Consider the following 17411-nt stretch of genomic DNA (forward strand, 5'->3'; position numbering starts at 1 on the left):
GGGGTCAGGACAGGCCCTTCAGGAAGCGCGCGGCGACCGGCGCGGCCACGCCGCCGCCCATGCCACCGGCCTCCACGACGACGGCGAAGGCCAGGTCGCCGCGATACCCGATGAACCAGGCGTGCGAGTCGAGTTCGGGGCCGGCGCCGAACTCGGCGGTCCCGGTCTTGCCCGCCGTCCCCGCGGGTAGCCCGGCGGCGTGGGCGGTGCCCTTGGTGACGACCGCTCTCATCATCGACCGCAGGCCCGTGACGACGTTGTCCGGCAGTTCTTTGGGAGCGGTCTTCTGCTTCAGCGAGGGCACCAGTGTGGGTGGCCGCCAGGAGCCGTCGGCCACCGCCGCGGCCACGGTCGCCATCACCAGGGGACTGGCGGTGATCCTGCCCTGCCCGAAGGACTCCGCGGCCAGGTCGGCCTCGCTGGTGGCCTTCGGCATGCTGCCGGCGGTCGCCGGGACGCCGATGCGCAGCGGCTGGTTGAAGCCCAGGTCCGTCGCCAGGTCGTACAGCTTGGCCGCGCCGAGCTTGTCCGCGGCGAGCGGGGCGAACGTGGTGTTGCAGGAGTGGGCGTAGGAGTCGAGGAACGACAGCGACCCGAACGCCTCGTGGTCGGAGTTGCGGATCTTCAATCCGCCGACGACCGCCTCCTTCGGGCAGGTCACCCGGCTCGACGGGGTCAGCCCCTCGGCCAGCAGCCCGGCGGCGGTGATCGTCTTGAACGTGGACCCGGGAGCGTACCTGCCGTCCAGCGCGCGGTTGAATCCGCCCTTGTTGTTGGCGATGGCGAGGATCTCGCCCGTAGAGGGCCTGACCGCGACGAGCGACGCGGGCTTGTCCAGGTCGCGCACCGCGTCGGCGGCGGCGCTCTGCACCTTCAGATCGAGGCTGGTCCGCAGGTCCTTGCCGGGGGAGCCCTCGACGGCGTGCAGGGTCTTCCGGCTCCGGCCCACCACCTGGATCTCGGTGGTGGGGGTGCCGGCGAGCTGCCTCTGGAACGTCTCCTGCAGGCCGCCGCGGCCCACGGCGTCGCCCTTCTTGTAGGCGGTGCCGAGCTTCTCGACGTCCTCGTCCTCCGCCTTGTCCAGGTAGCCCACGAGCTGCTGCACCGAGCCGCCCACGTCGCCGCCGTCGATGCGGCCGCCGTCGGCGCCGGTGATCGCCGCCCGCTGCGGCCACGACGTCTTGAGCGCCAGGTGGTTGGTCCCGTCGAGCGCGGGGTGGACCGCGGCCGGCGACCAGTCGACCTTCCAGTAGTGGTCCTTGACCACCAGCTTCAGCGAGCCCCGGTAGGTCCAGTCGCCGACGTTCTTCACGGTGGCCGTGGCGGTGTAGGACGCGGTCGCCCTGTCGTCCTTCGCCGCGCCGGCCCGCACGTCGCGGACGGCGACCTTCGCCACGGCGAGGTTCTTGGTGAGCTCGGCGTACGCCGCGTCGAAGCCGGGGGCGGGAGCGGCGAGCTCGGCCTTCATCGCCGCGAGGTCGCCCCGCGACCAGGCGGCGGCGAACCGCGCGGCGGTCTCCTGCGGCGTGCCGCGCGTGTGCAGCACGTAGTAGGCGCCGCCGGCGGCGCCCCCCGCCAGCACGACGGCCACGGCGGCCGAGATCGCGACAGTACGTCCTCGCGGCACGCGCACCCCCAATGACGGCCTTGCGGTCGGGACCAGAGCCTAGCGGGGTCAAATCGTTATTTACACTCCAGTTTCCCCGGCGCTCTTGACGCTGGCGCCGTACCGGGGGACGTACTCCTGGCCGGACAGGCGCTGGATCGCGGCCATGACCTCGTCGGTCACCCGCCGGCGGTCCCGGGCGTTGCCCGCGTCGCCGGTGAAGATCAGCGGCTCTCCGAACCGCACGCCGATGCTGTGCAGGCGCGGCACCGACGCGCCGGGCGGAAGCACCTTCTCGGTGCCCAGCATGGCGACGGGCACGATCGGGGCGCCCGTGGTCAGCGTGAGCCAGGCCACGCCGACCTTCCCCCGGTAGAGGCGGCCGTCGGGGGAGCGGGTGCCCTCGGGATAGATGCCGAACAACTCGCCGGCCTTCAACACCTCCACCGCCGCGTCGAGCATGTCCTGGGCGGCCGTGACGTTCTCGCGGTCGATCTCCATCGCTCCCATCGAGCGCATCCACGCCGCCACGAGGGGGTTGCCGGTGAAGTACTCCTTTTTCGCCACGAACCGCACCATCCGCGGCACCACGGCCGGCATGAAGAACGAGTCGAGCACGGACAGGTGATTGGAGGCGAGGATCGCGGGCCCGTGCGCGGGGACGTGCTCGAGTCCTTCCGTCCGCGGCCGCCACAGCGCGTGCATGACGGGAACGCTGAGGAACTTCAGGGCGGGGTAGAGCACGGCCTCTCCTTCTCCGGTCCGACGCACATACCCTAGGGCGACCGGACCCCCTTACAGGTGTAGGGCCCCTGCAACGGAGCCGTTCGTGTTTTGTACGGCTTCACCATGGCTGTTTGTACCTACTAGTATGTACGGCATGAGCACATCGGACCGCCTGATCGAGAGCACCCGTGAACTGCTGTGGGAGCGCGGCTACGTCGGGACCAGCCCACGGGCGATCCAGCAGCGGGCGGGAGCCGGGCAGGGCAGCATGTACCACCACTTCTCCGGCAAACCCGACCTCGCGCTGGCCGCGATCAGCCGTACGGCGGAGGAGATGCGCGCCGGGGTGGAGGAGATCCTGGGCGGCCCGGGCACGGCCGTCGAGCGGGTGTCGGCCTACCTGCGGCGCGAGCGGGAGGTGCTGCGGGGCTGTCCGATCGGCCGGCTCACCCAGGACCCCGAGGTCATGGCCGATCCGGCGCTGCGGCGGCCGTTGGAGGAGACGTTCGGGTGGCTGCGCGACCGGCTCGCGGCGGTGCTGGCCGAGGGACGCGACCGGGGTGAGCTCGACGCGGGCCTCGATCCCGCGCGGACCGCCGCGACGGTGGTGGCGGTGCTGCAGGGCGGTTACGTCCTGGCCCGCGCGGCCGGTTCGCCCGAGCCGTTCCACCAGGCCGTCGACGGGGTGCTCGCCCTGTTGTCCCGCGCTTGAGCGCGCAAGGAGACCCGCCCGTGTACGCGATGCAGTACGAGATCACTCTGCCCGCCGACTACGACATGACGATCGTCCGGGAGAGGGTGGCCACCCGCGGCCACGCCCTTGACGACCGGCCCGGGCTCGGACTCAAGGCCTACCTGGTCCGTGAGCGCGGCGTCGCAGGCTCTGCGGTCAACCAGTACGCGCCGTTCTACCTCTGGAACGACGCCGGGAGGATGGGCGAGTTCCTGGTCGGAGGGGGCGGCTTCCAAGGCATCGTCGCCGACTTCGGCCGCCCGGCCGTGCGGCACTGGACGGGGCTGGCCGTCGAGGCGGGCCGGGCCAGGGGGACGGCGCCCCGCGCGGCGTCGCGGCGGCTGGTCCCGCTGCCCGCCTCGGCCGACCTGACGGAGCGGGTGGCGGCCGCCCTCGCCGGACTGCGTGAGCTGGGCGGCGCCGACGGCCTGCACACCGCGGCCCTCGCCGTCGACCCTCACCACTGGCGGCTGATGACGTTCGCGCTGTGGGAGCGGGAGGCGCCGGGCGCTCACGGCGACGCCGAGCACTACGAGGTGCTGCACCTGTCCGCGCCCGGCCTCACGAGGCTGCCCGCGGGCCGGACCTGGTGACGGCCCCGGAACGAGGCGACGCCCCGCGAGACCGGAGTCTCGCGGGGCGTCCACGTCGAGGGCCGATGTGGCGGTCGCCTCCTCGGCGAGATGCACAACACGGCTCCAGCCGAACGGTATTCCGTGAAGGCGGTGATTGCGGCCCGGGGGACACAAACCACATCGGCCACGAACGACTCTAGCCGACTTCCGCCTCTGCTTTCTCCCGCCCCCCTCATCGGGGTGCGTCATCAGCAGCCCAAGCCCTCGTGCACTATCGTCGGCGGGTGACGAATTCGATCAAAACCGCGCGACTCGTGCTGCGGCGGTGGCGCGAGGAGGACAAGGAGCCGTTCGCGGCGCTGAACGCCGATCCGGTCGTCATGGAGCACTTCCCGGCCACGCTGTCCCGTGAGGAGAGCGACGCGCTCGCCGAGCGCGCCGACGCCGGATTCGACGAGCGAGGGTTCGGCTGGTGGGCGGTCGAGGCGGACGGGGAGTTCATCGGCGTCACCGGACTGCTGGTCCCGAGGTTCACCGCGCACTTCACGCCGTGCGTGGAGATCGGCTGGCGGCTCGCCCGCTCGGCCTGGGGCCATGGGTACGCATCGGAGGCGGCACGGGCGTCGCTTGAGGACGGGTTCGGCCGCCTCGGACTGACCGAGGTCGTCTCGTTCACGGCGGTGCCGAACGTCCGCTCGCAGGCCGTGATGCGGCGGATCGGCATGACCCACGACCCCGCGGGGGACTTCGACCACCCGGTGCTCCCCGAAGGCCACCCGCTGCGCCGCCACGTTCTGTACCGGATCCGGAGGCAGGAGTGAGCGGCATGCGGCTGCTGGTGCTGGGCGGCACGACGTTCGTCGGCCGGTGGGTGGTCACGGCCGCGGTGGAGCGCGGCTGGCACGTCACCACGTTCACCCGAGGGCAGGCCGGATGGGCCCATCCCGAGGCCGTGGCGGTGACCGGCGACCGGCTGCGCCCGGCCGACCTCGCCCCGCTCGCCGACGGCCGATGGGACGCCGTGGTGGACACCTGGGCCGGCGCGCCCCGGGTCGTACGGGACAGCGCCCGCGCGCTCGCCGGGCGCGCGGACAGGTACCTGTACGTCTCCAGCCGGGCGGTGTACGCCCCTCCGACGCCGGTCGGTCTGGACGAGGACTGGCCCACGGTCGAGGCGTCGGCGGACGCCGAGGACATCGACTACGCCCCCAACAAGCGGGGCGGCGAGATCGCCGTGGAGCAGGCCTTCGGCGACCGCGCGGTGCTGGCCAGGGCCGGGCTCATCCTCGGGCCGTACGAGGACCAGGGACGGCTGCCGCACTGGCTGCTCCGGGCCGCGCGGGGCGGGGAGATGCTCGCTCCCGGCCCTGCCGACCAGCCGTTCCGCTACGTGGACGTACGGGATCTCGCGGCCTGGCTCCTCGACGCGGCCGAGGGCGGCGTGCGGGGCCCGGTCAACCTGGTCAACCCGGAGGGGCACGCCACGACCCGGGACCTGCTGGAGTCCGCGGTCGCCGTCACCGGCGGGCGCGCGGAGCCGGTCTGGGTGGATCCGGAGGCGATCGAGGCCGGCGGCGTCGACCGGTGGACGGAGCTGCCGGGCTGGATCCCGCCCGGTCCCGAGCAGGCCGGGCTCATCCGGACCGACGTAGGCCGGGCCCTGGCGACCGGGCTGCGGTGCCGTCCGGTGGTGGAGACCGTCGCCGACACCTGGACGTGGCTGACCGGGTCCGGCGAGATCCCCGTGTCCCCGCCCGGGATCGACCCCGCCAAGGAGCGGGCCGTTGTCGACGCATGGCGGCGATCGGGGCGGGGGACCCCATGACGGACGACCTGCGCGAGGCGGCACGGCGGGCCGCGGACGCGGCGGCCGACCACCTGGCCGCGGTTCCGGACGGCCCGGTGTGGCGGCCGGTGACCGGTCCGGACCTGGACTGGCTGATCCGGCAGCCGCTGCCCGCCACGGGACGCCCGCTGGCGGAACTGCTCGGCGACGTGGACCTGCACGTGTTGCCCTACCCGATGGGCAACGGGCACCCCCGGTTCTTCGGCTGGGTCAACTCGCCGCCCTCGGCGGCCGGCGTCGTGGTCGCACCGCTGGCCGCGGCGATGAACCCGAGCTGCGCCGGGGGCGAGCACGCGGGCGTGCTGCTGGAGCGCACCGCCGTCCGGTGGCTGGCGGAGCTGGCGGGGTTCCCCCACCGGCCGGGCGCCGGGCTGCTGACCAGCGGAGCGTCCATGGCCACCGTCGTCGCGCTCGCCGCGGCCCGGCAGCGCGCCGTCCCGGACGTACGGGAGACGGGCCTGTACGGGCATCCTCCGCTGGCCGTCTACCTGACGGAGGAGGTGCACAGCTGCCTGCGCAAGGCGGCCGAGCTGCTCGGTCTGGGCAGTGGGCACATCCGCACGGTCCCGGTCGACGACGCGTACCGCATGGACACCGCCGCGCTGCGCCGCCTCGTCGCGGCGGACCGGAAGGCGGGGGTGCACCCGTTCTTCGTCGCGGCCAGCGCGGGGACGGTCAACACCGGGGCGGTCGATCCTCTGCGGGAGGTCGCCGAGATCGCACGCGAGAACGGGCTGTGGTTCCACGTCGACGGCGCCTACGGCGCGCTCGGTGTGCTCGCGGAGGAGTGCCGGCCCGCGTACGCCGGGCTGGAACTGGCGGACTCCCTCGCGCTGGACCCGCACAAGTGGCTCGGCGTCCCGGTCGACTGCGGATGCGTCCTGTTCCGCGATCCCTCCGGCCCGCGGGCGGCGTTCAGCCTCGTCCCGCCGTACCTGCGGGACGACGACTCCGGCGAGCTGGGGTGGTACTCCGAGTACGGGCCGGAGCAGACCCGGCCGTTCCGCGCGTTGCGGGTGTGGGCCACGATCGCGCACCTGGGCCGCGACGGCGTCGCCGGACTGGTGCGGCACACCACCCGGCTGGCGCGCGTCCTGGCCGCGATGATCGAGGGCTCAGCCGACTTCGAGCTGCTCGCGCCGGTGGTCACCTCGGTCGTCGCGTTGCGGTACCGGCCCGCGGGCCTCGACGCCGCCGCGGCGGAGAGGCTGAACGAGGCGATCCCCGCCGCGGTGCAGCGGCGCGGGCGCGCCTTCCTCACCGGCACCAGGCTGCGCGGCGCGGCGGCCCTGCGCGCCTGCGTTCTCCACCCGGACACGACCGAGGCCGATTTGGCGGTCCTGCTGGAGGAGATCCGGGCCGCCGCGTGAGTACGCGCCGGCCCATGCCGGACGCCGGGGCGTGACCGGCGTCGAGGACCTCGCGCTGCTGGCCGCCGCCGGGGCGCTCGCCGGGCTGGTCGGCACCGCGGGCGGCATCACCTCCCTCATCTCCTATCCGGCGCTGCTCGCGGCGGGCCTTCCCGCACTCGAGGCGAACGTGGCCAACATCGTCGCGCTCGTCGCCTGCTGGCCCGGCTCGGCCCTGGCCTCGCGGCCCGAGCTGCGCGGGAAGGGGCCCTGGCTGCGGCGGTGGGTGCCGCTGTCGGCGCTCGGCGGGGCGGCGGGGTCGGCGTTGCTGCTGTCCACCTCGCCCGGTGTCTTCGCCCGCGTCGTGCCCTTCCTCGTGGCCGCGGGCTCGCTGGCGCTGCTCGCGCAGCCCCGGCTCGCCGCACGTCACGAGCGACGAGGCTCACCGGATACCGTTCTCCCGCTCGGGCTGACCGCCCTGTCGGTCTACAACGGATACTTCGGTGCGGGATCGGGGGTGATGATCCTCGCCCTCCTCCTGGTGACCGCCGAGCCGGAGTTGCCCGCCGCCAACGCCCTGAAGAACATGCTCCTCGGCGCCGGTGCCCTGGTCTCCGCCGCCGGATTCGCTTTCTTCGGGCCCGTCGACTGGGCCGCCGTCGCGCCTCTCGCGGCGGGCCTGTTCGCCGGGTCCACGCTCGGCCCCCGGGTCACCCGGCGCCTGCCGGCCGGGCTGCTGCGCTGGCTGGTCGCCCTGATCGGCCTCGGCCTGGCGGTCCGCCTGTGGGTCGCGCCGGGCAGCTGATCGCCGATTCGCCGACCGGCAAGAGCCGAGCGTCACGCCGGCGGCCGGGTGAGTTTGGCGGCCACGGCGTCGAGGACCCAGTCCAGGCCGGTCGCGAAGGACGTCTCGGCGTCCACGTCCGTGCCGTCGTACACGGCCTTGGCCAACGCCGGGAAGCGGCCCGTGGCCAGCATTCTCGTCACGTGCGGGCCGGAGGCGCGCTGCCAGTCGCGCTCGGACAGGCCCGTGGCGCGCTCGGCCCGCAGGTGCGCGATCTCGCGCCTGATCGCGCCGGTGAAGTAGGCGCTGACAGTCTCCACGGCGCACATGACGGTGTCGAGGTCGGCGAGGCCGTCGAGGGCGGCCAGCGTGGCCTCGGTCACGGCGAGACCGTTCGGGCCCAGGGCCGGGCGGCCGCCGAGCAGGTCGGCCAGCCATTCGTGACGGAGAGCGGCCTGCCTGGTGCGGTGGGCGAGGACGCGCAGCGCCTCCCGCCAGTCGCCGGGCTGCTCCTCGGGGAGAATCTCGGCTTGGACCTCGTCCACCATGAGGTCGAACAGTTCCTCCTTGGTGGAGATGTATCCGTACAACCGCATCGGACCGGCGTCCAGCCGGGCGGCGACCTTGCGTAGCGACACCGCCTCCAGCCCGCCCTCGTCGGCCAGCGCGATGGCGGCGGCGACGATCCGCTCGCGGTCGAGCGGCACGGGGCGAGGCGGCGGCTCCGGCCGGTCCCACACAGTCATGGTCACACCGTACTGGTGCGATGCGTCGCGGAGGAATACAGTGTATCGATATGAGACAGCGTATCGCCGTGGTCGGGAGCGGCCCCGCCGGCCTTACTTTCGCCCGCGTCCTGCACCGTCATGATCACCCCGTCACCGTCCTCGAACGCGATCCCGCCCCCGACGCCCGCCCCCCGGGCGGCACCCTGGACCTGCACGACGGGCTGGGTCAGCTCGCACTGGACAAGGCGGGGCTGCTCGCGGAGTTCCAGGCGCTGTCTCGTCCCGAGGGGCAGGCCATGCGCATCCTGGACACGGACGGGACCGTCCTGCGCGACTGGCGACCCCGTCCAGACGACCGGGCCAATCCCGAGATCGACCGCCGCCAACTCCGTGACCTGCTGCTCGGCCCTCTCGACGTCCGGTGGGGGCGGGGCGTGACGCAGGTGGTGCCGGGGACCCGGGATGGCGTACTGGTCCATTTCGCGGACGGACGGCAGGAGACGTTCGACCTCGTGGTCGGCGCGGACGGCGCCTGGTCCCGGACCCGCCCGGCGGTCTCGTCGGTGACACCGCACTACACGGGCGTCACCTTGGTCGAGACCTTCCTCGACGACGTCGACGCCCGCCACCCTGACCTCGCCCGGTTGGTCGGCGACGGTTCCGTGGCCGTGTACGGCGTGAACCGAGGTCTTGTCGCCCAGCGCAACAGCGGCGGCCACGTCAAGGTGTACGCCCAGTTCCGCGCGCCTGTGGACTGGCACACGAACCTGGACCTGGCCGACGTCGAGGCCGTGCGATCGAGCCTGCTGGCTCTGTTCGACGGCTGGGCCGCCCCCGTTCTCGACCTCCTCCGCCATGGCACCGCTTTCGCCCACCGCCCCCTCTACGTCCTGCCCGCGTCCCACACCTGGACCCACGTCCCCGGGGTGACGCTACTGGGCGACGCCGCCCATCTGATGCCCCCGTTGGGGGCGGGCGCGAACCTCGCGATGCTGGACGGCGCCGAACTCGCCGAGGCCATCGCCACCGGCCCCGGAGATCTGGACGGGGCCGTCCGCGCATTCGAGGAACAGATGTGGGAGCGGGCCGGCAGGTGGGCGAAGATCACGATGGCAGGTCTGGAACGCCTCGTGAGCCCCAACCCCGCCGACGCCATCGCCCTCTTCGACCACGTCCAGCCATCCTGAGGCGCCCGACTGCCGGGCGCGAGGGTGCTTCACCGCCCATCGCGGCAGGGGCTACCTTGCTGGGGTGGATCTCTTCGCGCGCTCATGGGCGGCATTGCGCAGCGTGGTCGCCGAACTCCCGGACGAGGACTTCGCACAGCCGTCCGGCTGCGCAGGCTGGCTCGTGCGGGACCTGGTGTGCCATCTGGTGATCGACGCTCAGGACGTCCTGATCACCCTCGTGACCCCGGCGGACACGGAACCGACCCGCGACGCGGTCACCTACTGGGACGTCGCCGAGACGCCGCCGAGCGGCGACGACCCGCTCGACGCGCTGATCGTCCGGCTGGCCGCCGCCTACGAGGAGCCCCGGCTGCTCAAGTTCCATCTCGACGACGTCGGCTCCGCCGCGGGCCGCGCCGCCGGACTCGCCGACCCGGATCTCCGGGTCGGCACCCGCGGCGAGGTCCTCACCGCGGGCGACTACCTCTCGGCGTACGTCCTGGAGTGGACGCTGCACCACCTGGACCTCGGCGCGCACCTACCGCACGCACCGGAACCGCCCGCGGAGGGACTCGCCCGGTCCCGCGAGATGCTCGAGAAGATCGCCGGAACCGCCTTCCCCGCGTCGTTCTCCGACAAGGACGCGCTGCTCGTCGGCACGGGACGGCGCGCGCCGACCACCGCGGAGCAGGCGGAACTGGGCGAGCTGGCCGCGAAACTCCCGATGGTCCTCGGCTGATCTGATCAGCCGACGCGGACCCGGCGTATCAGCGGCCGCGTCAGCACGGCAACGGCCCGGTGTCAGGGCGGCCGGAGATCGTGGACGCCATGAACGGATCAGCCATCACGGCCTCGGGGCTGCGGAAGGCATACAAAGACAAGATCGTGCTCGACGGCATCGACCTGGATGTCCGGACCGGCAGTGTTTTCGCCCTGCTCGGACCCAACGGGGCAGGGAAGACGACGACGGTGAACGTGCTGACCACGCTGCTGACCCCCGACGCCGGCACGGTCGTCGTCGCCGGGCACGACGTGGCGACGGAGACCACGGCGGTGCGCGCGGCGATCGGGGTCACCGGGCAGTTCGCCGCGGTGGACGACCTGCTCACCGGCGAGGAGAACATCCTGCTGATGGCGGATCTCCTGCACCTGCCCAAGGCGGAGGGCAGGGGAGTCGCCCGCCGGTTGATCGACCGGTTCGACCTGGCCGAGGCGGCGGGGGAACCGGCGGCGTCCTACTCCGGCGGCATGCGCCGCAAGCTGGATCTCGCCATGACGCTGGTCGGCAGGCCGCAGGTCATCTTCCTGGACGAGCCCACGACCGGGCTCGACCCGCGCAGCCGCCGCACCATGTGGGAGATCATCCGGGAACTGGTCGCCGACGGTACGACCGTCTTCCTCACCACCCAGTACCTCGAGGAGGCCGACCAGCTCGCCGGCCGCATCGCCGTACTCGACCGGGGCCGGCTGGTCGCGGAGGGCACCTCCGACGAGCTCAAGCGCCGGGTTCCCGGGAGTCATGTCCGGCTGCGGTTCACCGGCCGGGACGAACTCGACGCCGCGGCGCGGGTCCTGCCCGGCTCCACGCGGGACGACGAAGAGCTGACCCTGCGTGTGCCCGGAGACGGCGGGGTGAGGTCGTTGCGCACGCTGCTCGACCGGCTCGACGCCCACTCCGTCGACGTCGGGGAACTGTCGGTGCACACCCCGGACCTGGACGACGTCTTCCTCGCCCTCACCGGCGACGCGAACAAGGAGATCGGCGCACGATGAACGTCATCGCGGATTCCGTGACCATGCTGCGGCGCAACTTCCGGCACACCATGCGAAATCCCCTGGCGCTGTTCAACGGCGTCGTCATGCCGGTCTTCCTGATGTTCCTGATGGTCTACGTGTTCGGTGACGCGTTCAGCGTCGGTGTGGACTACGCCGACTACGCGACGCCGGGACTGATGCTGACGACCATCTGCTACGGCATCGGCGCCACCGCGATCGCGGTGAACGCCGATATGACGACCGGATTCATCAACCGGCTCCGCGTCATGGACGTGTCCCGGTCCGCGGTGCTGAACGCGCACGTGATCATGACCCTGCTGCGGAGCCTGGTGGCCATCGTGATCGTCACCGGGGTCGCGTTCCTCATGGGATTCGGGCCGTCGGCGGGTCTCGCGCAGTGGCTCGGCGTGATCGGCATCGTCGTGCTCACGGTCCTGGCGATCGGCTGGCTGGCCGTCGCGTTCGGTCTCGCGGCGAAGACGCCGGAAAGCGCGGGCCTCGCCGGCGTCCCGCTGATGCTCCTTCCTTTCTTGAGCAGCGCGTTCGTGCCGGCGGACAAGATGGGGCCGGGGGTGCGGCAGTTCGCCGAGTATCAGCCGTTCACCCCGATCATCGAAACCCTGCGGGGGTTGCTGGCCGGCACGCCGTCGGCGGGTTCGGCCGTCACGGCGATCGCCTGGTGCGTGGGGCTCGCGCTGATCGGCTACCTGTGGGCGCGCGCGTCGTTCACGAAGCGAGCGTGACCTCGGCCAGCTCGCGCCAATCCCGCCGCCGGCCGTCCCGGGTCGCCTCGGTGAACGCGGTTTCGCCGAGGCGACCCCGCACGGCCGCGGCGATCCTCGCGGCGTCCGGCTGTGAACGATCCGGCATCCCGCGCACGCAGTCGCTCGCCGCGAGCAGCCGCGCGGCCTGCTCGTAGTCTCCCTGGCGAAGGGCGAGATCCGCGATCCCGACCAGCACCCCGGCGGTCGCCGGCGGATACTCGTACTCCGTCACCGCGCGCAACGCCTCGCTCCGGTACGCGCGGGCCCTGCCGAGATCCTCCGTGAGGTAGCCGTGGAGGTCCAGGGCGCCGGCGCGGGCGAAACCGGCCAGTTCCGCGTCGCCCAGCAGCCTGGCCAGGTGCCGGCGTGCCTCGTCCGGCTCGCCGCGCCAGCGCGCCAGCCGCGCCTTCGCCAGCTCGAGCTCGGCGAGCACGCCCGGCCAGGTGATCCCGCCCGCGCACCGCTGCGCTTCGGCCATGGCGGAGGCGCTGGATCGCTCCTCGCCGAGCAGCCAGTACAGCTGCGCCTGCCGCGCCCGCAGGCCGACCACGTCCTCGGTCGCGCCCACCTCCGGTCAGCGCCACGACGGCCTCCTCGTAGTGCTCACACGCGCGGGCGAACTCGCCGCGCATGGCGAGCCGATCGGCCAGGAAGGTCAGCGCCAGCGAGATCCCCCACCGGTCACCCAGCGTGCGGAACTCGGCGAGACCGATCTCGAGGTCGATGTCCACGTCGGTCTCGTCGCCGCCGAGCGTGAGCCGCAACCGGCCACGACTGACCCTGGCCTGCGCACGCACCCATGGATCGTCGCCGACGATGAGCGGCTCGAACGCGGTCAGGAACTCCGCCGGTTCACGCAGCATCCGCTCCAGCGGCGCGACGAACCCGAGCAGCGGGTTACGGTGTTCGCCGAGCTGGGCGAAGCGGTGCGCCGCGTTGATCCACTCCCGCGCCTGATACTGGTCGCCGCCGATCCTGGAGCTGACGAACATCGCCACGACGGCGTACGCCATCGCCCGCACCTCATCGGGCACCGTGCCGTGGACCTCGCTCCGCAGCGAGGCCGCCGCGATGCCCAACTCGGTGCCCTCGGCCCTGTGCCCGCTGAGGAACCAGTACCAGCCCGCGGCCGCGACCAGCCGCATCGCCTCCTGGGCCCATCCCTCGGCGATGGCCCCGCGCAGAGCCGCGTTGATGTTGTCGTGCTCGGCGTCGAGCGTGGACAGCCACTCGAGTTGCTCGGCCCGGCGCAGGTGCGGATCGGCCGTCTCTGCCAGCTCGGTGAAGTAGGCGAGGTGCGCCCGGCGCGCCGTCTCGGTCTCCCCGGCTTCGGCGAGCCGGTGCGCCGCGTACTCCCTGATGGTGTCGAGCATCCGGTAGCGAGGCGTGTCCTCGCCGCCGGCGAGCACCAGCGACTTCTCGACCAACGCGGTCAGCAGGTCGAGCACCTGCTCCCCGGCGAGCGCGCCACCCCCGGCGAGCGCGTCGTTCCCGGGATGCGCCTCGTTCCCGCACACCCGCTCGGCCGCCTCCAGGCTCGCCCCGCCGGAGAACACCGAGAGCCGCCGCAGCACGCGACGTTCGGCCTCGGTCAGCAGATCCCAGCTCCAGTCGATCACCGCGCGGAGCGTCTTGTGCCGGGGCAGTGCCGTACGGCTGCCGCCGGTCAGCAGCCGGAACCGGTCGTCGAGCCGGAGTGCCAGCTGGTCGACGGACATGGTGCGCAGCCGTGCCGCGGCCAGTTCGATCGCCAGCGGGATCCCGTCGAGCGCCCGGCAGATCCGCGCCATGGCCGACAAGGTGTGTGCGTCCGAGCCGATGTCCTTGCGCACCAGATTCGCGCGGTCCCGCAGCAGCCGCACCGCGGGCGAGGACCCGGCCTCGGAGGGGTCCGCCCCCTTCGCGGGCAGAGCGAGCGGCTCGACCTGCCACAGCACCTCCCCGGTGATACCGAGAGGTTCCCTGCTCGTGGCCAGGATCCGCAGCCTCCGGCACTCCTGGAGAAGCCGATCCGCGAGAGTCGCGGCCGCCTCGATCACGTGTTCGCAGTTGTCCAGGACCAGCAGGATCGCGCGGTCCCGGACGGCGGCGATGAGCCGATCCACCGGTTCCCCACCCCGCGCACCACCGAGCAGCGCCTGGTCACGCAGGCCGATCGCGGTAAGGGCGGCCTGCGCCGGCTCACCGCCTGCCGGCACCGAGGCCAGCTCGACCAGCCATGCCCCATCCGGCAGCTCGGCGAGCATCGTCCGTGCGGTCTCCGTGGCCAGCCTCGTCTTGCCGGAGCCACCCGGCCCCGTCAAGGTGACCAGCCGGTGCCCGGCGACCAGACCGGCGACCGTGGAGACGTCGTCGTCCTTGCCGACGAAACTCGTCAGCTCGGCGCGCAGGTTCGTCCTGCCGTTGTCCGCCCGCTCGCCCAGCTCGCCCCGCAGCAACGCGGTGTGCAGCGCGGAGAGCTCGGCCGACGGGCCGGTGCCGAGCTCCTCGGCGAGCCGCTCACGTGTCCGCTGGTACACGGTCAACGCCTCGGCCGCACGTCCCGCATCGGCGAGCGCTCGCATCAGGGCCGCCACGAACCCCTCCCGCAGCGGGTACGCGGCGACCAGCTCGGTCAGCTCGGAGACCAGCTCCGACCCACGGCCGAGGCGGATGTCGGCATCCACCCGATCCCCGAGCGCGGCGACGTGGAGCTCGTCCAGACGCACGACCGCGGCGTCGAACGCGTCGCTGTCCCGCAGCGCGATGTCCGCCATGGCCGTACCGCGCCACAACGCCAGGGCCGAGCGCAGCAGATCCGCCCGCGCCGCGGGCTCGGCGGTACGGGCCTGACCGACCAGGCGCTCGAACCGGCACACGTCCACGGCATCAGGAGCGACGGCGAGCCGGTACCCGCCGGAGTCCGCCTCGATCACACCGTCCGGCAGCACCTTGCGCAGCCTGGACACCAGCGCCTGTAAGGCGTTCACCTCGTCCGCGGGTGGCCGCCGCCCCCAGATCCAGTCCACCAGCCTCGCACGCGTGACGATCCGGCCGGGTTCGAGGGCGAGCGCGGCGAGCAGTGCGCGCAGCCGAATCCCGGGAACCTCCACCACGGCCCCATCACCGTTCCGGACCTCGAACGGCCCGAGCAATCCGACTCGCACGTCAGCAATTGTGCCGAGCCGTGGCGGCGACCGATCAACCGCCACCGCGCGCACTCCGCCCACCTGTGAACGGAGCAGGCGGCGGATGAAGGCCGGCGCTTCGCGGGGCGTGCCGGCGTCGATCAGCGGTCTCGGGGTGTCGGCGGCGGTGTCGGGACGGCGGATTCATTCGCGAGCGAAATCGCGAGTGCGGCTTGACGAATTCCTCGCCGGCGTGCAACTCTGATTGCGGGATCGAGATTGACAAGCTAGATATTGATGGACTTTCGTTTGCATTTTGGTTTATGCTGCCCTTCCATCATGCTCGCCCTCGGCATCCCACTCCTTCGTTTTCGGCTGTGATGTCGTCCGGCGCGCGTGTCGTCAGTCCGCGATCCCCCGGAAGGACATCTGTTGGCAGCCTCGCGCAACGCCTCCGCCGTACCCGCCGGTCCCCGCCGCGTCTCCTTCGCGCACATCCGGGAGCCGCTCGAAGTGCCCGACCTTCTCGCCCTGCAGACCGAGTCCTTCGACTGGCTGGTGGGGAACGAGAGATGGAAGGGCCGGGTCGAGGCGGCTCGCCAGGCCGGGCGCAAGGACATCCCGCTCCAGTCGGGTCTCGAAGAGATCTTCGAGGAGATCAGTCCCATCGAGGACTTCTCCGGAACCATGTCCCTGTCGTTCCGGGACCACAGGTTCGAGCCGCCCAAGTACTCGGTCGACGAGTGCAAAGACAAGGACATGACCTACTCCGCCCCGATGTTCGTCACGGCGGAGTTCATCAACAACACCACAGGTGAGATCAAGAGCCAGACGGTGTTCATGGGCGACTTCCCGCTCATGACGTCGAAGGGCACGTTCATCGTCAACGGCACCGAGCGTGTCGTGGTCTCCCAGCTCGTCCGGTCACCCGGCGTGTACTTCGAGCGGAGTCCCGACAAGACTTCCGACAAGGACCTCTACGGGTGCAAGGTCATCCCCTCCAGGGGTGCCTGGCTGGAGTTCGAGGTCGACAAGCGGGACAGCGTCGGCGTGCGCGTCGACCGCAAGCGCAAGCAGCCGGTCACCGTGCTGCTCAAGGCGCTCGGCTGGACCGGCGACCAGATTCTGGAGCGTTTCGGCCAGTACGAGTCGATGCGGGCGACCCTGGAGAAGGACCACACCTCCGGTCAGGACGACGCGCTGCTGGACATCTACCGCAAGCTGCGTCCGGGTGAGCCGCCGACGAAGGAGTCGGCGCAGGCGTTGCTGGAGAACCTGTACTTCAACCCGAAGCGGTACGACCTGGCCAAGGTCGGCCGCTACAAGATCAACAAGAAGCTGGGCGTCCAGGCCGACATCACCCAGGGCACGCTGACCGATGAGGACATCGTGTCCACCATCGAGTACATCGTGCGCCTGCACGCCGGCGAGGCCGACGTCGAGATCGACGACATCGACCACTTCGGCAACCGCCGTCTGCGCACGGTCGGCGAGCTGATCCAGAACCAGGTCCGCCTGGGCCTGGCCCGCATGGAGCGGGTCGTGCGCGAGCGCATGACCACGCAGGACGTCGAGGCGATCACGCCGCAGTCCCTGATCAACATCCGCCCGGTCGTGGCGTCGATCAAGGAGTTCTTCGGCACCTCGCAGCTGTCGCAGTTCATGGACCACATCAACCCGCTCGCCGCCCTGACGCAGAAGCGGCGTCTGAACGCGCTGGGTCCCGGTGGTCTGTCGCGTGAGCGGGCGGGTTTCGAGGTTCGCGACGTGCACCCGTCCCACTATGGCCGGATGTGCCCGATCGAGTCGCCGGAAGGCCCGAACATCGGCCTCATCGGCTCGCTGGCCTCCTTCGGGCGGGTCAACGCCTTCGGCTTCGTCGAGACGCCCTATCGGAGGGTCGTCGACGGCAAGGTGACCGACGAGATCGACTACCTGACCGCGGACGAGGAGGACAAGTACGTCAAGGCGCAGGCCAACACGGCGCTCAACGCCGACGGCAGCTTCGCCGAGTCGCGCGTCCTGGTGCGTACGAAGGGTGGTGAGACCGAACTCGCGCGTGCGGAGGAGGTCGACTACATCGACGTCTCGCCGCGTCAGATGGTGTCGGTGGCGACGGCGATGATCCCGTTCCTGGAGCACGACGACGCCAACCGCGCGCTGATGGGTTCGAACATGCAGCGTCAGTCGGTGCCGCTGCTGAAGAGCGAGGCGCCGCTGGTCGGGACCGGTATGGAGTACCGTGCCG

Annotated in this window: 14 protein-coding genes and 1 pseudogene; 11 read left to right on the top strand and 4 right to left on the bottom strand. The window is 71.9% G+C overall.

All coding sequences use genetic code 11. From position 1 onward, the window contains the following. Window positions 1–4: 4 nt before the first annotated feature. Window positions 5–1627 carry a penicillin-binding transpeptidase domain-containing protein gene (locus HHX41_RS18985; RefSeq protein WP_182907027.1) on the bottom strand — a complete coding sequence of 541 codons (1623 nt, stop codon included), beginning with the start codon at window positions 1625–1627 and terminating at the stop codon, window positions 5–7. Window positions 1628–1687: 60 nt separating this feature from the next. Then, window positions 1688–2350: a lysophospholipid acyltransferase family protein gene (locus HHX41_RS18990; protein WP_310742060.1), complete on the bottom strand. Its 663-nt coding sequence runs from the start codon at window positions 2348–2350 to the stop codon at window positions 1688–1690. Between the two features lie 136 nt (window positions 2351–2486). Between HHX41_RS18990 and HHX41_RS18995 the strand changes: the two genes are divergently transcribed. The 6 genes from HHX41_RS18995 (at window position 2487) to HHX41_RS19020 (ending at window position 7640) form a co-directional block, all read left to right on the top strand. Continuing rightward, window positions 2487–3044 (top strand): TetR/AcrR family transcriptional regulator, encoded by a 558-nt coding sequence (locus HHX41_RS18995; protein WP_169984355.1) that lies wholly within the window; start codon window positions 2487–2489, stop codon window positions 3042–3044. Window positions 3045–3073: 29 nt separating this feature from the next. After that, a complete protein-coding gene (locus HHX41_RS19000) occupies window positions 3074–3658 on the top strand; it encodes a DUF4865 family protein (RefSeq protein WP_220504232.1) in 585 nt (194 codons plus the stop codon). Between the two features lie 266 nt (window positions 3659–3924). Next, window positions 3925–4461: a GNAT family N-acetyltransferase gene (locus tag HHX41_RS19005; protein WP_310742061.1), complete on the top strand. Its 537-nt coding sequence runs from the start codon at window positions 3925–3927 to the stop codon at window positions 4459–4461. A gap of 5 nt (window positions 4462–4466) precedes the next feature. Beyond that, window positions 4467–5465, top strand: a complete 999-nt coding sequence (locus HHX41_RS19010) for an NAD-dependent epimerase/dehydratase family protein (protein WP_182907029.1) — start codon at window positions 4467–4469, stop codon at window positions 5463–5465. Continuing rightward, a complete protein-coding gene (locus HHX41_RS19015; protein ID WP_259401086.1) occupies window positions 5435–6856 on the top strand; it encodes a pyridoxal-dependent decarboxylase in 1422 nt (473 codons plus the stop codon). The genes HHX41_RS19010 and HHX41_RS19015 overlap by 31 nt, the downstream gene beginning before the upstream one ends. Window positions 6857–6887: 31 nt before the next feature. After that, window positions 6888–7640, top strand: coding sequence for a sulfite exporter TauE/SafE family protein (locus HHX41_RS19020; protein ID WP_182907030.1), 753 nt, complete (start codon window positions 6888–6890; stop codon window positions 7638–7640). A 32-nt stretch (window positions 7641–7672) separates the two neighbouring features. Here HHX41_RS19020 and HHX41_RS19025 read toward each other — a convergent pair whose 3' ends face one another. Then, entirely contained in the window at window positions 7673–8365 is a 693-nt protein-coding gene (locus tag HHX41_RS19025) for a TetR/AcrR family transcriptional regulator (RefSeq protein WP_182907031.1), read from the bottom strand. Between the two features lie 50 nt (window positions 8366–8415). Here HHX41_RS19025 and HHX41_RS19030 point away from each other — a divergent pair, with 50 nt between their 5' ends. The 4 genes from HHX41_RS19030 to HHX41_RS19045 all read left to right on the top strand — a co-directional run bounded on the left by HHX41_RS19030 (window position 8416) and on the right by HHX41_RS19045 (window position 12035). After that, the gene (locus tag HHX41_RS19030; protein WP_182907032.1) at window positions 8416–9534 is read left to right on the top strand and encodes an NAD(P)/FAD-dependent oxidoreductase; all 1119 of its coding nucleotides are present in this window, start codon (window positions 8416–8418) and stop codon (window positions 9532–9534) included. A gap of 64 nt (window positions 9535–9598) precedes the next feature. After that, window positions 9599–10255, top strand: coding sequence for a maleylpyruvate isomerase N-terminal domain-containing protein (locus HHX41_RS19035; protein ID WP_182907033.1), 657 nt, complete (start codon window positions 9599–9601; stop codon window positions 10253–10255). An 89-nt stretch (window positions 10256–10344) separates the two neighbouring features. Continuing rightward, window positions 10345–11289 carry an ATP-binding cassette domain-containing protein gene (locus tag HHX41_RS19040; protein ID WP_182907034.1) on the top strand — a complete coding sequence of 315 codons (945 nt, stop codon included), beginning with the start codon at window positions 10345–10347 and terminating at the stop codon, window positions 11287–11289. After that, entirely contained in the window at window positions 11286–12035 is a 750-nt protein-coding gene (locus HHX41_RS19045) for an ABC transporter permease (RefSeq protein WP_182907035.1), read from the top strand. The genes HHX41_RS19040 and HHX41_RS19045 overlap by 4 nt, the downstream gene beginning before the upstream one ends. On the opposite strand, the gene HHX41_RS19050 is transcribed toward HHX41_RS19045, so the two are convergent. Further along, window positions 11996–15202 carry a BTAD domain-containing putative transcriptional regulator gene (locus HHX41_RS19050; protein WP_310742062.1) on the bottom strand — a complete coding sequence of 1069 codons (3207 nt, stop codon included), beginning with the start codon at window positions 15200–15202 and terminating at the stop codon, window positions 11996–11998. The genes HHX41_RS19045 and HHX41_RS19050 overlap by 40 nt on opposite strands. Before the next feature lie 393 nt (window positions 15203–15595). On the opposite strand from HHX41_RS19050, the pseudogene HHX41_RS19055 reads away from it, so the two are divergent. Continuing rightward, window positions 15596–17411 (top strand): annotated as a pseudogene (locus HHX41_RS19055) (DNA-directed RNA polymerase subunit beta); the annotation flags it as partial.

Origin of the sequence: Microbispora sp. H13382 (assembly GCF_014161445.1) — a bacterium.
Taxonomy (GTDB): Bacteria; Actinomycetota; Actinomycetes; order Streptosporangiales; family Streptosporangiaceae; genus Microbispora.

Coding starts and splice junctions, on each gene's coding strand:
- HHX41_RS19010 (WP_182907029.1), top strand. CDS start 4,467: ATGCGGCTGCTGGTGCTGGGCGGCACGACGTTCGTCGGCCGGTGGGTG.
- HHX41_RS19045 (WP_182907035.1), top strand. CDS start 11,286: ATGAACGTCATCGCGGATTCCGTGACCATGCTGCGGCGCAACTTCCGG.
- HHX41_RS19000 (WP_220504232.1), top strand. CDS start 3,074: ATGCAGTACGAGATCACTCTGCCCGCCGACTACGACATGACGATCGTC.
- HHX41_RS19015 (WP_259401086.1), top strand. CDS start 5,435: ATGGCGGCGATCGGGGCGGGGGACCCCATGACGGACGACCTGCGCGAG.
- HHX41_RS19025 (WP_182907031.1), bottom strand. CDS start 8,365: ATGACTGTGTGGGACCGGCCGGAGCCGCCGCCTCGCCCCGTGCCGCTC.
- HHX41_RS18995 (WP_169984355.1), top strand. CDS start 2,487: ATGAGCACATCGGACCGCCTGATCGAGAGCACCCGTGAACTGCTGTGG.
- HHX41_RS19030 (WP_182907032.1), top strand. CDS start 8,416: ATGAGACAGCGTATCGCCGTGGTCGGGAGCGGCCCCGCCGGCCTTACT.
- HHX41_RS19040 (WP_182907034.1), top strand. CDS start 10,345: ATGAACGGATCAGCCATCACGGCCTCGGGGCTGCGGAAGGCATACAAA.